This window comes from Streptomyces sp. NPDC023573 (assembly GCF_055559735.1).
Map to the genome: position 1 here is coordinate 351,384 of NZ_JBVHKB010000005.1, position 13,851 is coordinate 365,234.

11 protein-coding genes are annotated in these 13,851 nt (G+C 70.3%); 5 read left to right on the forward strand and 6 right to left on the reverse strand.

The genetic code is table 11. The features are described 5' to 3' along the window. Positions 1–94 precede the first annotated feature (94 nt). Positions 95–718, forward strand: coding sequence for a helix-turn-helix domain-containing protein (locus ACZ32T_RS18610; protein ID WP_467266249.1), 624 nt, complete (start codon positions 95–97; stop codon positions 716–718). 67 nt (positions 719–785) lie between these two features. Here ACZ32T_RS18610 and ACZ32T_RS18615 read toward each other — a convergent pair whose 3' ends face one another. Further along, positions 786–1,811, reverse strand: a complete 1,026-nt coding sequence (locus ACZ32T_RS18615; RefSeq protein WP_104789209.1) for an ATP-dependent 6-phosphofructokinase — start codon at positions 1,809–1,811, stop codon at positions 786–788. Positions 1,812–2,051: 240 nt separating this feature from the next. Here ACZ32T_RS18615 and pta point away from each other — a divergent pair, with 240 nt between their 5' ends. The 3 genes from pta (at position 2,052) to pyk (ending at position 6,872) form a co-directional block, all read left to right on the forward strand. Then, a complete protein-coding gene (gene pta, locus ACZ32T_RS18620; protein ID WP_467265978.1) occupies positions 2,052–4,124 on the forward strand; it encodes a phosphate acetyltransferase in 2,073 nt (690 codons plus the stop codon). 40 nt (positions 4,125–4,164) lie between these two features. Next, positions 4,165–5,370 carry an acetate kinase gene (locus tag ACZ32T_RS18625; protein ID WP_467367828.1) on the forward strand — a complete coding sequence of 402 codons (1,206 nt, stop codon included), beginning with the start codon at positions 4,165–4,167 and terminating at the stop codon, positions 5,368–5,370. Positions 5,371–5,444: 74 nt separating this feature from the next. Further along, positions 5,445–6,872, forward strand: a complete 1,428-nt coding sequence (gene pyk / locus ACZ32T_RS18630) for a pyruvate kinase (protein ID WP_467265982.1) — start codon at positions 5,445–5,447, stop codon at positions 6,870–6,872. A 93-nt stretch (positions 6,873–6,965) separates the two neighbouring features. Here pyk and ACZ32T_RS18635 read toward each other — a convergent pair whose 3' ends face one another. The 4 genes from ACZ32T_RS18635 to ACZ32T_RS18650 all read right to left on the reverse strand — a co-directional run bounded on the left by ACZ32T_RS18635 (position 6,966) and on the right by ACZ32T_RS18650 (position 11,124). Further along, positions 6,966–8,252, reverse strand: a complete 1,287-nt coding sequence (locus tag ACZ32T_RS18635) for a hypothetical protein (RefSeq protein WP_467367830.1) — start codon at positions 8,250–8,252, stop codon at positions 6,966–6,968. Beyond that, on the reverse strand, positions 8,242–8,808 hold the full coding sequence (locus tag ACZ32T_RS18640) for a DUF6114 domain-containing protein (RefSeq protein WP_467265986.1): 567 nt from the start codon (positions 8,806–8,808) through the stop codon (positions 8,242–8,244). Before ACZ32T_RS18640 ends, ACZ32T_RS18635 begins: the two co-directional genes overlap by 11 nt. Positions 8,809–8,903: 95 nt before the next feature. Then, positions 8,904–9,545, reverse strand: a complete 642-nt coding sequence (locus ACZ32T_RS18645) for a DUF6230 family protein (protein ID WP_104789203.1) — start codon at positions 9,543–9,545, stop codon at positions 8,904–8,906. Between the two features lie 601 nt (positions 9,546–10,146). Next, a complete protein-coding gene (locus ACZ32T_RS18650) occupies positions 10,147–11,124 on the reverse strand; it encodes a tetratricopeptide repeat protein (protein WP_467265988.1) in 978 nt (325 codons plus the stop codon). Positions 11,125–11,442: 318 nt separating this feature from the next. On the opposite strand from ACZ32T_RS18650, the gene ACZ32T_RS18655 reads away from it, so the two are divergent. After that, positions 11,443–12,078: a TetR/AcrR family transcriptional regulator gene (locus ACZ32T_RS18655; RefSeq protein ID WP_467265990.1), complete on the forward strand. Its 636-nt coding sequence runs from the start codon at positions 11,443–11,445 to the stop codon at positions 12,076–12,078. 7 nt (positions 12,079–12,085) lie between these two features. On the opposite strand, the gene ACZ32T_RS18660 is transcribed toward ACZ32T_RS18655, so the two are convergent. Continuing rightward, complete coding sequence (locus ACZ32T_RS18660) at positions 12,086–13,786, reverse strand: acyl-CoA mutase large subunit family protein (RefSeq protein ID WP_467367832.1); 1,701 nt, start codon at positions 13,784–13,786, stop codon at positions 12,086–12,088. Positions 13,787–13,851 lie beyond the last annotated feature (65 nt).

A 13,851-nucleotide genomic window follows, 5' to 3' on the forward strand; every position in this document is an offset into this window, starting at 1 on the left:
AGCCAGGCTGTTCCCGGCTGTCTACGGTGGGGCCGTGCACCCCACCCCGCCCTTCAACGCCCCCGCCGCGCGCCGCCTGCGCGAGGCTCTGGGAATGGCTCCCGGACATGTTGCGTACGGGCTCGGCGCCCAGTACGGACTTCGGATCACCGCCGAGACCGTGATGGCCTGGGAACGCGGCACGGCGCTGCCCGGCGAACGCGAACTGATGGCGCTGGCCGGTGTGCTGTGGTGCGCGCCCGGCGAACTGCTGGCCGCCGCGAGCACCTTGCGCGAGCACCGGATCGCCCGGGACGTCTCGGTGGACGATCTGGCGCGGACCCTCGGGATGACGGCCGCCGCCTACCAGCGGACCGAGGAGTCGGGCCGCTGGCGCGGCAACGAGCGCCAGGCCCTGGCACTCTGCGTCGCGCTGGACATGTCGGCCGCGCAGTTCCTGACGGCGACCGGCCGGAACGGGGAGCTGGCGGACCTGCTGACCAGGGCGGTCACGACGCGCTGGCAGGCGTACGTACGCCCGGTGGACAAGCTCGTACCGCTGGACCGGATCCTGGTCCAGAACGTGCTGGAGCAGTTGCACACCGACTACCAGTCGCTGATGGTGTCGACGCTGAGCTGGAACACCACGGTCCGGGACCGGGCGGGGACGGCGGGCGAGGAGGGGCGGGAGTTCCTGGACCGGGTCGTCGAGGAGTTCTGGCGGACGGCCGGCATCTGAGAGCGTCCGGACGTACGCGGCAAGGGCCCCGGCCGTCCGGGGAGAACCGGCCGGGGCGGGCGGAGCGTCAGAAGACCGACTCGGCCTCGTACATCCGGTCGCTGGGGACGGTCTTCAGCCGGGTCACGGCGTCCGCCAGCGGGGCCATCACGATCTCGGTCCCGCGCAGCGCCGTCATCCGGCCGAAGTCGCCGCGGTGCACGGCCTCCACGGCGTTCCACCCGAAGCGGGTCGCGAGCACGCGGTCGTACGCGGTCGGGGTGCCGCCGCGCTGCACATGGCCGAGGATGACCGGCCGCGCCTCCTTGCCGAGCCGCCGTTCGAGCTCGGCCGCGAGCCGGTTGCCGATGCCCTGGAAGCGCTCGTGACCGAACTGGTCGATCTCCCCCTTGGCGTAGGTCATGGAGCCCTCGGCGGGGTGCGCCCCCTCGGCGACGCAGATGACGGCGAACTTCTTGCCGCGTGCGAAGCGTTCCTCGACCATCTTGACCAGGTCGTCGACCTGGAAGGGCCGCTCCGGCAGGCAGATGCCGTGGGCACCGCCGGCCATGCCGGACTCCAGCGCGATCCAGCCCGCGTGGCGGCCCATGACCTCGACGACCATGACCCGCTGGTGCGACTCGGCGGTGGTCTTGAGCCGGTCTATGGCCTCGGTGGCGACGCCGACGGCGGTGTCGAAGCCGAAGGTCCGGTCGGTGGCGGAGATGTCGTTGTCGATGGTCTTCGGGACGCCGACGACGGGCATCCCGGCGTCGGACAGCATGCGGGCCGCGGTGAGCGTGCCCTCGCCGCCGATCGGGATGAGCGCGTCGATGCCGTAACGGAGGGAGAGCTCCGCGCAGTTCTCGGCGGCCTCGCGCAGCCGGTCGCGCTCCAGCCGCGCCGAGCCGAGAATCGTGCCGCCGCGGGCCAGGATGCCGCTGACGGCGTTCAGGTCGAGGGGCCGGAAGTGGCCGTCGAGCAGCCCCTTGAAGCCGTCCTCGAAGCCGATGACCTCATCGCCGTGGCCCACCACGGCGCGGTGCACGACCGACCGGATCACAGCGTTCAGGCCTGGGCAGTCGCCGCCTGCGGTGAGAATTCCGATGCGCATCCTGCTCTGTCTCCTGCTCGCTAGTGCCATGCATTCCGGGGACCGTCGTGAAACCCCCGTACCGTGAGCCACGACGATTGTCCCACGCCGAGCCGGGCCCCCGCGCTCCCGACCGTGTCGCAAGGACCGTACGGGCCCGGCGCCGGCCCGCGCCGGGCACCCTGCCCGGCGGGCGGCTCACCTGCCCCGGTAGGTATCGTCAAAGGGACAATGCCAGCCAAACAGGACGGGAGACCACGCGTGGCGCGCAGTGTGTACGTGACCGGGATCGACCGGGGAGACGGCCGTCAGGTCGTCGATCTGGGAGTCATGGAGCTACTGACGCGTCAGGTCGACCGGGTCGGTGTCTTCCGGCCGCTCGTCCACGACGGACCCGACCGGCTGTTCGAGCTGCTGCGGGCCCGCTACCGGCTCTCGCAGAGCGCGGAGACGGTCTTCGGTCTCGACTACCAGGAGGCCTCCGCCGTCCAGGCCGAGAAGGGGACGGACGAGCTGGTCTCGCTGCTCGTCGAGCGCTTCCACCGGGTGGCCCGCGACTACGAGGTGGTGCTGGTCCTCGGCAGCGACTTCGCCGCCACCCAGCTCCCCGACGAGCTGGCACTGAACGCGAGGCTCGCCAACGAGTTCGGCGCGTCGGTGATCGCGGTGGTCGGCGGCAAGGACCAGGACGCCGAGTCCGTGCGGGCCGAGACGCGCAACGCCTACCGGGCGTACGCCGGTCTCGGCTGCGACGTCCTGGCGATGGTCGTGAACAGGGTGGCGTCCGAGGACCGTACGGACATCGCCGAGCGGCTGAAGGCGCAGCTCCCGGTCCCCTGCTCCGTACTGCCGGACGATCCCGCGCTCTCCGCGCCCACCGTCGCCCAGATCACCACCGCCCTGGGCGGAACGGTTCTGCTCGGCGACGACTCGGGCCTGGCCCGGGACGCGCTGGACTTCGTGTTCGGCGGCGCCATGCTGCCGAACCTCCTCAAGGCCCTGACCCCCGGCTGCATGGTCGTCACCCCCGGCGACCGCGCGGACCTGGTCATCGGCTCGCTCGCCGCGCACAGCGCCGGCACACCGCCCATCGCGGGCGTCCTGCTGACCCTGAACGAGCGCCCCGGCGAGGAGATACTCCGGCTGGCGGCACGCCTCGCGCCGGGCACCCCGGTCGTCGCGGTGACCGGCGGATCCTTTCCCACGGCGGGTGAACTCTTCGCCCTGGAGGGGAAGTTGAACGCTGCCACGCCCCGCAAGGCGGAGACCGCCCTGGGCCTCTTCGAGCGCCACGTGGACACCGGCGCCCTCCTGGAGCGGATCTCGGTGGCCCGCAGCGGCCGGGTCACCCCGATGATGTTCGAGCACGAGCTGCTGGAGCAGGCGCGTTCGGACCGGCGCCGGGTCGTCCTGCCCGAGGGCACCGAGGAGCGCGTCCTGCGCGCCGCGGACGTGCTGCTGCGCCGCGACGTCTGCGACCTGACCCTCCTCGGGGACACCGACGTCATCCGCAAGAAGGCCGCCGACCTGGGCATCGACCTCGCGGAGACACAGCTCGTCGATCCGCAGACCTCCGAGCTGCGCCAGAGCTTCGCCGAGCGGTACGCCGTGCTGCGCGCGCACCGCGGGGTGACGGTCGAGCTGGCGTACGACGTCGTATCGGACGTCAACTACTTCGGCACCCTGATGGTCCAGGAGGGCCTCGCCGACGGCATGGTCTCCGGCTCGGTGCACTCCACGGCCGCCACGATCCGGCCGGCGTTCGAGATCATCAAGACGAAGCCCGAGGCCTCGATCGTCTCCTCGGTCTTCTTCATGTGCCTCGCCGACAAGGTCCTGGTCTACGGCGACTGCGCGGTCAACCCCGATCCGGACGCGGAGCAGCTCGCGGACATCGCGGTGCAGTCGGCGGTCACCGCCGCCCGCTTCGGCGTGGACCCCAGGATCGCGATGCTCTCGTACTCGACGGGCACCTCGGGCACGGGCGCCGACGTCGACAAGGTGCGGGAGGCCACGGAGCGGGTACGCGCCTCACGGCCGGACCTGAGGATCGAGGGCCCGATCCAGTACGACGCGGCGGTCGAGCCGACCGTCGCCGCGACCAAGCTGCCGGCGTCGGAGGTGGCGGGCCGCGCGACCGTGCTGATCTTCCCGGACCTCAACACCGGCAACAACACCTACAAGGCGGTCCAGCGTTCGGCGGGCGCGGTCGCGGTCGGCCCGGTCCTCCAGGGGCTGCGCAAGCCGGTCAACGACCTCTCCCGCGGCGCGCTGGTCCAGGACATCGTCAACACGGTGGCCATCACCGCGATCCAGGCCCAGGGCGAGGAATGACGCGATGACCACCCACCCGACCAGCGAAGGTTCCCGCTCCATGAATGACGCGCACCGCGTACTCGTGCTGAATTCCGGCTCCTCGTCGGTGAAGTACCAGCTGCTGGACATGCGCGACCGCTCACGGCTGGCCACCGGCCTCGTCGAGCGGATCGGCGAGTCGTCCTCCCGGCTGGTGCACACACCGCAGAAGGGCGGGGAGCCCCGCGAGCGCACCGGCAGGATCGCCGGCCACGACGAGGCCCTGAAGGCGGCGGCCGACGAGCTGGCGGCCGACGGGCTGGGCCTGGACTCCCCCGAACTCGCGGCGATCGGCCACCGGGTGGTGCACGGCGGACTGAAGTTCAGCGAGCCCACCGTGATCACCGACGAGGTGCTGAAGGAGATCGAACGGCTCGTCCCCGTCGCCCCGCTGCACAACCCCGCGAACATCACCGGTATCCGTACGGCGCGGGCGCTGCGCCCGGACCTGCCGCAGGTCGCGGTCTTCGACACGGCGTTCCACACGACGATCCCGGAGCACGCGGCGCGGTACGCGATCGATGTCGAGACCGCCGACGCGCACCGGATCCGCCGCTACGGCTTCCACGGGACCTCGCACGCGTACGTCTCGCGCAGGACGGCCGAGCTGCTGGGGCGGCCGGTGGCCGACGTGAACGTGATCGTGCTCCACCTGGGGAACGGCGCCTCGGCCTCCGCGGTGGTGGGCGGCCGGTGCGTGGAGACGTCGATGGGACTGACCCCCTTGGAGGGGCTGGTCATGGGTACGCGTTCCGGGGACATCGATCCTGCCGTCACCTTCCACCTGAAGCGGGTGGCCGGGATGTCGGCGGACGAGATCGACGTCCTGCTGAACAAGAAGAGCGGCCTGGTCGGTCTCTGCGGCGACAACGACATGCGGGAGATCCGGCGCCGGGTGGACGAGGGCGACGAGCGGGCCGCGCTCGCGTTCGACGTCTACGTCCACCGGCTGAAGAAGTACGTCGGCGCCTATTCGGCGGTCCTCGGCCGGGTGGACGCCGTGGTGTTCACGGCGGGGGTCGGGGAGAACTCGGCCCCGGTGCGGGAGGCTGCCCTCGCGGGACTGGAGGGTTTCGGCCTGGCCGTGGACGCCGGCCGCAACGCCGTACGGTCCGGCGAACCGCGGCTGATCTCGCCCGAGGGCGCCCGGGTGGCGGTCGCCGTCGTGCCTACGGACGAGGAGCTGGAGATCGCCGGCCAGACCTTCGATCTGGTCCACAACTGAGCGGGGCCGCGCCCCTTTGTATCTTCCACCAGACGGAATATTCCGCAGTGAAACAAACCGATAGGATCCGCCTCATGCGCCGTTCCAAAATCGTCTGCACCCTCGGTCCCGCCGTCGACTCCCATGAGCAGCTCGTCGCTCTGATCGAGGCCGGCATGAGCGTGGCCCGTTTCAACTTCAGTCACGGATCCCACGAGGAGCACCAAGGCCGTTACGACCGCGTCCGCAAGGCGGCCGCCGAGTCCGGCCGCGCGGTCGGCGTGCTCGCCGACCTCCAGGGCCCCAAGATCCGCCTCGGGAAGTTCGCCGAGGGTCCTGTCGAGCTGGTCCGCGGGGACGAGTTCGTCATCACCTCGGAGGACGTCGCCGGCGACAAGTCCATCTGCGGCACCACCTACAAGGGGCTGCCCGGCGACGTCACCAAGGGTGACCCGATCCTGATCAACGACGGCAACGTCGAGCTGAAGGTCGTCTCGGTCGACGGCCCCCGGGTGACCACCATCGTCATCGAGGGCGGTGTCATCTCCGACCACAAGGGGATCAACCTCCCCGGTGCGGCGGTCAACGTCCCCGCGCTCTCCGAGAAGGACGTCGAGGACCTGCGGTTCGCCCTGCGGATGGGCTGCGACCTGGTCGCGCTGTCCTTCGTGCGGGACGCCGAGGACGTCAAGGACGTGCACAAGGTGATGGACGAGGAGGGCCGCCGGGTCCCCGTCATCGCCAAGGTCGAGAAGCCGCAGGCCGTCGAGCACATGGAGGGCGTCGTCGCCGCCTTCGACGGTGTGATGGTCGCCCGTGGTGACCTCGCCGTCGAGTATCCGCTCGAGAAGGTCCCGATGGTGCAGAAGCGCCTCATCGAGCTGTGCCGCCGCAACGCGAAGCCGGTGATCGTGGCGACCCAGATGATGGAGTCGATGATCACCAACTCGCGCCCGACCCGCGCCGAGGCGTCCGACGTCGCCAACGCGATCCTGGACGGCGCGGACGCGGTCATGCTGTCGGCGGAGTCGTCCGTCGGCGCGTACCCGATCGAGACGGTCAAGACGATGGCGAAGATCGTCGTCGCCGCCGAGGAGGAGCTCCTGTCCAAGGGCCTCCAGCCGCTGGTGCCGGGCAAGAAGCCGCGCACGCAGGGCGGTTCGGTCGCCCGCGCGGCCGCCGAGATCGCGGACTTCCTGGACGGCAAGGCGCTGGTGGCCTTCACCAAGTCCGGTGACACGGCCCGCCGCCTCTCCCGTTACCGCGCCGCGCAGCCGATCCTGGCCTTCACCACGGAGGAGTCGACCCGCAACCAGCTCGCGCTGAGCTGGGGCGTGGAGTCCTACGTCGTGCCGCACGTGGACAACACGGACGCCATGGTCGACCTGGTGGACGCGGAGCTGCTGAAGCTGAACCGCTACAACGACGGCGACACGATGGTCATCACGGCCGGGTCGCCTCCCGGCGTCCCCGGCACCACCAACATGGTCCGGGTGCACCACCTGAGCGGCGAGCGCGCCTGACGCGCCGCACCCCACCGACGACCGTGGCCCGCACCCCCGTTCCTGACGAGGTGCGGGCCACGGTCGTCGAGCGGCTCCCGGACGGGTCCCCGACTAGCTGTTGCCGCCGGTGAAGTAGTTCTGCAGTCCGGGGACCTTGAGCGAGCCGCCGAACTGGCCGGCCTGGGTCACCGTCGCGTCGGTGAAGAAGGCGAAGGGCACGTTCAGCGGCGGCGGGGTCTCCGGGCTGAAGGTGACGGGGATGAGGCCGAAGAGGTTGCCCTCCAGGCTCTCGGTGTACATCGTCACCTGGCCGTTGCGGATGGTGGAGGTGGAACCCTCCTCCGCCTTGACGTGCCCGGTGGTGCCGCCCGGGCCCTTCGTCAGCTGGTGCAGGTCCCGGATGTCGATGGTGTCGGCGGTGAACTTCAGCACCTTCTTGATGCTGCCGTTGTACGTCTTCACCTCGACGATGCCCGCGTAGTCGAGCCCGGTGAGCGTGAGCTTCGAGGTCTCCAGCGTCCACGGGTCGTCCGGGAGCAGCGGGAGGCCCTCCTCCAGGTCGGCCGCGGCGAGCGCCTCGGGGTCGGCGGTCGGGCAGGGGAAGCGCTCCTTGGCGCCGTCCGGGATGTCCTCGTCCTTCACCGGGTCGAGGCCCTTGACGTCGTCGTCGAGCTCCTCGACGTCCTCGCCCGCCTTCTCGGCCGCGTCACGGATGGCGTCGGTGGTCTTGTCGACCGTGTCCTCCACCGCGTCCGTGGCCTTCCCGGCGGGCTTCGTGGTGGCGCTCTCCGTCGGCTTCGGGGCCTCGGTGGTGGCGCTCGGGGACGGCTCGGCCGTCTCCTTGTCCGGTCCGTCGAAGAGGTCCTTGAGCGCGTCGCCGACACCCAGCGGGTCGAGGGGGTTCTTCGACTCCGTGGGCGTGGGGGTGGCCGAGGTGGCGGCCTTGTCCGCGGATGCCTCCGTGGACTTCTCGTCCATGTCCGCGTCCTCGGACGCGCCGGCGCTCGCACTCGCGGAAGGGGTCGGGGACGCGGTCGCGTCGTCCTTGCCCGCGTCGTCCTCGCCGGCGTCGCCCTTGCCGGCGTCGTCGGACGGCGAGGCGCTCGGGGTCGGCTCCGTCTCCGGTTCCTCCGACTCGGACGGCTCGTCGGAGCGGGTGACACAGGGCCCGGGTGCGAAGGGTATGTCCGAGTTGTCGTCGGCCATGGCCAGCTTGGGGGTGAGCCCCATGCCCACGAAGACGGCCGTCGGCATCGCGGCGAGCGCGAACGCCTTCTTGCCCGCGGGCATGTGCAGCTTCGTCAGGAGTGACTTCCTGGGCGCCGCGTGGCGGGGCCCGCTCCGCTCCGGGAGGTCGTCCGGACCGGAGTCGTTCATCTGCCTGTCGTCACCCCGCACGATGCCTCCCACCGTCGGCCTCCGCCGCCGCCTCGAAGAGCATCGGCCTCCGCGGGGCCTCAGTCGTGTCGTGGGGCGCCTGGCGGTGCTCAGGCGCCTCGGGGGCGTCGCCCCTGGACATCTGCGCCTCCGGGCCCTCGGAGGCCGGGACACTCCTCGCCTCGGCCGGAGCCCAGGAGATCGAGAGCGCTCCGCCGAGAAGGGCGAACAGGAAGCCGATGATGAAGCCGCCTATGTTGGCGACCGGTATGGAGATCAGCGCGAGCAGGATCGCGGCGACGCCTGCGAACACCCGCACGATGTGGTGGAACCACATCGTGAATCCCAGCGTGATCAGCAGGATTCCGATGATCAGCGAACCCGCACCCGCGGTGGTGGACATCGCGATCGTCATGTTGCCGAGGTGCATGTTGGCGTACGGGAAGTACGCGATGGGTAGACCACCCAGGATGGTGAACAGGCCCGCCCAGAACGGCCGGTTACCCCGCCAGGTGCGGAATCCCCGCCGGTAGACGGTGAGGTGGTGCTCGTTCTGCCCTGTGGACTCGGGGCTCATGGAAAACAGCTCCCTGGAACCGGTACTGCTGTGAGAAGAGAAGGGGTGGGCAGCCGGAGGTCCTCACGGAAGCCTCCGGCCGCCCCGGGCGAGTGCTAGAAGCACTCCTTGACGCCCTTGTGCAGCTTCAGGCTCAGGTTGCTGAGCTTGAAGGTGCCGGCGGTGGTTGCCCACGCCGTCTGCTCCACGTTGGACAGCGTGGCCGTCTCGGCACGCTGCGCGAAGCCGTTCGGGTTGACGGCCTTCTCTGTGCCGGGCTGGATACCGGGCTTGCCCACCGAACCGGCGGCGACGCCGATGTCGATGTTCTCGAAGTACGCGTCCGCGTCGAGCTGTGCGACGTCGAGGTACAGGTTGGTCGCCTCGACGGGCTTCTTCGGGTCGGTACCCGCATTCAGCTCCAGGCTGACGCTGCCGAGACCGAACGGAAGGTCAGGCGTGACCACCGACTGGCACATGTTGGTGATCGTGGCGCTGCTGAAGCCGGAGACGGCGACCGGGTGCGCCGCGTCCTTGCCCTTGAGGTCCTTGCCGACAGCGACGCTGCCGTACTGGACGAAGTCCTTACCGACGAGCTTGTCGGTGCTGACCTTGAAGCTCTGGCCGGAGACGCTGAAGGACGCGGCCAGCGCGCCCTGCGCCAGGCCGACGCCGACCGCTGCGGTCGCGACGACGCTCGGCACCATGACCAGAGCGAAACGCTTCCATCTGGTACCACCGCGAACCTGCGAACTCATAAATTTCCTCCTTCTCGGACGTACATCTCCGGTACGGGCATGGTGCCCGCCCTGGGATGGGAGAAGTGCTACGTCCTCGGGAAGGAGAGCGCCCGGACCGGAGGCGCGTACCGCATCCGAATCACCGGCGATCACCCCCGAGCGACAACCACTGGCCGCGCGTCTGCGCAACCGGTTCGGACAGGCCCTGCCCAGGGGCAGGAACCCCCCTGTCCGCGATCGGCGCCACTGCCGCCGACCACCCGGTGGGGACCCAAAGGACCCGCCTGCGCCGGCTGGCCGCCGGACTGGGGGGTATTGGACCGAGCGTGGCCGATCGTGGTGCATTCGCGGCCCGGACACAAGGGGGGTCGTTACTGACTAGTAACGACCCGATAACCAGGACACGACAGGGCGGCACCGCCCGGCCACACAGGGTGGCACCGAGGCGGCGGGCGAACAGCGGGATTACAGCCCGAAACCGGACAGACCTCTGGAGGTGATTTACTGCGAGTAACAGCAGCGTTCTTTTATCAAGTTTTGGTAAAGCGGATGTGTCCGTTGTCGTTCGTCCGTGAAAACGGCCGTGGCGCCCGGAGGGCTCCACGGCCGTGTTGTCACATCAGAACAAGACGCGCGCCAGGGCTGTCCGCGCCGCGGTGACCCGGGGGTCGTCGGGGCCGATCACCTCGAAGAGCTCCAGGAGCCGCACCCGCACGGCGTCGCGGTCGTCGCCGAAATTACGGCGGACGGTCTCGACGAGCCGGCCGAAGGCGTCCTCGACGTGCCCGCCCACCAGGTCCAGATCGGCCGCGGCCATCTGCGCCGCCGGCAGCTCCGGATTCTCCGCGGCCTCCTTGCGGACCTGCTGCGGATCCATGCCCGCGACACGGCCCAGCAGTTCGGCCTGGGCGAGGCCGAGCTTCGCCTCGGTGTTGACCGGGTCGACCGCCAGGACGCCCCTGTAGGCCTGGACCGCGCCGTCGAAGTCGTTGGCGTCCAGCGCCTGCGCGGCGGCCTCCAGCTGCGCGTCGTACGGCCCTGCGGGCACCTCCGCGGGGGCGCTCTCCTCGCCTCCCGCTCCGGCGTCCGGGTCGACGGCGATCCCGGTCAGGCCGAAACGCTCCTCGCCGACCTGGATCAGCTGGTCCAGCGTCTGGCGGATCTGGCTCTCGGGTGCCGCGCCCTGGAAGAGCGGGAGGGCCTGTCCGGCCACCACGGCGAAGACCGCCGGGATGCCCTGGATCCCGAACTGCTGCATCAGCATCTGATTGGCGTCGACATCGACCTTGGCGAGCACGAAACGGCCGTTGTACTCGACGGCGAGGCGCTCCAGGAGCGGGCCGAGCTGCTTGCACGGCTCGCACCACTCGGCCCAGAAGTCGATGACGACCGGGACTTCGGCGGAGCGCTGGAGGACGTCGGTCTCGAAACCCGCCTCGTCGACGTCGATCACCAGGGAGGCGGGGGTCACGGCACCGCCGCCCCCCTGTCGGGCGGACTCCGCGCGGGCCTGCTCCGCCTTCGCCTTGGCGTCGCCGGCCGCCTTCACAGCGGCGAGGTCGACGACGCCGCTCATGGACATGTTCCTAGGCTGCATACGTACATCCTCCCCCCTGCGCGCACTGTTCCTGAAAGCGATCCGCGAACCGGCTCCGTCCACAGCCGCGCCGGTGTGCGCGACGGGCGGACGGAAACGGTCCCGGGGCCCTGAAAAACCCCGTGTCCGGCGCCGGGTCCCCACCCGGTGCCTGTGGCTGTCGATCGGTCGTGGCGTCACGACGGACGAGCCGTCGCTTCTTACGCTACGGGTCGTAGCGTAACTGGCAGGACCCCCTCCGCGGCAAGAGCGTCCGGTGATCTGTCTCACGGGCTCCCGGGCCGGTCAGTACTACTTACCGGCCGGTATGGTCGCCGCATGCTGAGCCGCAGCCCAACCGGACCCTCCCGTTCCGGACGACCCCGCAGTGCTGAAGCCGATGCCGCGATCCTCGAGGCGACCCGTGCGTCGCTGGTCGACCTCGGCTGGTCGAAGCTGACGATGGGCGACGTGGCGACGCGGGCGGGGGTCGCCAAGACGACGCTCTACCGCCGCTGGGCCGGCAAGAACGAGCTGGTGGTGGACGCGGTCGCCGTCCTCTTCGACGAGCTGGAGCTGCCCGACCTCGGCAGCCTCGCGGCCGACGTGGAGGCCGTGGTCCTCCAGTTCGCGGCGCTGCTGGAGCGGCCGGAGACCAAGACGGCACTGATGGCGGTGGTCGCCGAGTCGACGCGGGACGAGGCGCTGCGGGACCGCATACGCGGTTCGATCGTGACCCGGCAGAAGCACCTCGTGCTCCAGGGACGGGAGCGTGCGCAGCGGCGCGGCGAACTGCCCGTCGAGCCGGACGCGGTGGTGGCGGCCCGCACCGCCGACCTGATCTTCGACGTGATCGCGGGCGCCGTGGTGCACCGCGCGCTGGTGAGCGCCGAGCCCGTCGACACCGCCTGGGCCCAGCGCTTCACCCTGCTGCTGCTCTCGGGGCTGGGAGCGGCGGCCGAGCGGGAGGAATGACCGCGCGTCAGAAGCCGGGCGGCTCCGTGTAGACGCCCCACTCGTCGCGCAGCACCCCGCAGATCTCGCCGAGGGTCGCCTCCGCCCGGACGGCCTCCAGCATCGGCGCGATCATGTTCGATCCGTCGCGTGCGGCGGCCAGCATCGCGTCCAGCGCGTCACGGACCTTCACCTCCTCGCGGCCCTCCTTGCGCCCGGCGAGCTCGCGCACCTGTTCGCGTTCGACCTCGTGGCTGACGCGCAGGATCTCCAGGTCGCCGGTGACGGACCCGTGGTGGACGTTGACGCCCACGACCCGCTTCTCGCCCTTCTCCAGGGACTGCTGGTAGCGGAAGGCGGATTCGGCGGTCTCGCCGGTGAACCAGCCGTCCTCGATGCCGCGCAGGATTCCGGAGGTCATCGGCCCGATGGGGTGCTTGCCGTCCGGGTGGGCCCGGGTGCCGCGCTCCATGATCTGCTCGAAGATCTTCTCGGCGTCGGCCTCGATGCGGTCGGTGAGCTGCTCGACGTACCACGAGCCGCCCAGCGGGTCGGCGACGTTGGCGACCCCGGTCTCCTCCATGAGCACCTGCTGGGTGCGCAGCGCGATCTCGGCGGCCTGCTCGGAGGGCAGGGCGAGCGTCTCGTCCAGGGCGTTGGTGTGCAGCGAGTTGGTACCGCCCAGGACGGCGGAGAGCGCCTCCACGGCGGTGCGTACGACGTTGTTGTACGGCTGCTGGGCGGTGAGCGAGACACCGGCGGTCTGGGTGTGGAAGCGGAGCCACTGCGCCTTGTCGGTCTTGGCGCCGTAGGTCTCCTTCATCCAGCGGGCCCAGATCCGGCGGGCCGCGCGGAACTTGGCGATCTCCTCGAAGAAGTCGAGGTGCGCGTCGAAGAAGAAGGAGAGCCCGGGGGCGAAGGTGTCGACGTCCAGGCCCCGGGAGAGACCGAGCTCCACGTAGCCGAAGCCGTCGGCCAGGGTGTACGCGAGCTCCTGTGCGGCCGTGGCCCCGGCCTCGCGGATGTGGTAGCCGGAGACCGACAACGGCTTGTAGTCGGGGATGTCGCGGGCGCAGTGCTCCATCAGGTCACCGATGAGCCGCAGATGGGGCTCGGGCTGGAAGAGCCACTCCTTCTGCGCGATGTACTCCTTGAAGATGTCGGTCTGGAGCGTGCCGTTGAGTACGGCCGGGTCGACGCCCTGGCGCTCCGCGGCGACCAGGTACATGCAGAAGGCCGGGACGGCGGGCCCGCTGATCGTCATCGAGGTGGTGACGTCGCCGAGCGGGATGTCCTGGAACAGGACCTCCATGTCGGCGGCGGAGTCGATGGCGACGCCGCAGTGGCCGACCTCGCCGAGTGCGCGGGGGTCGTCGGAGTCGCGGCCCATCAGGGTCGGCATGTCGAAGGCGACGCTGAGCCCGCCGCCGCCGTTGGCCAGGATCGACTTGTACCGCTCGTTGGTCTGCTGGGCGTTCCCGAAGCCGGCGAACTGGCGGATCGTCCAGGTCCGGCCCCGGTAGCCGGTCGGGTGGAGTCCCCGGGTGAAGGGGTACTCGCCGGGCCAGCCGATCCGCTCGAAGCCTTCGTACGTGTCGCCGGGGCGCGGCCCGTACACCGGCTCCACCGGGTCACCGGAGAGCGTGGTGAAGTCCGCGTCGCGCTTGCGGGCCTTGTCGTAACGGGCCTGCCAGCGGCGGCGGCCTTCCTCGATCGCATGAGCGTCCATGGAGACAAATTTACTAGGACGTCCTAGTAAATGTCGACGGCAAACCGCCCGGCGCTTCGCGCGGG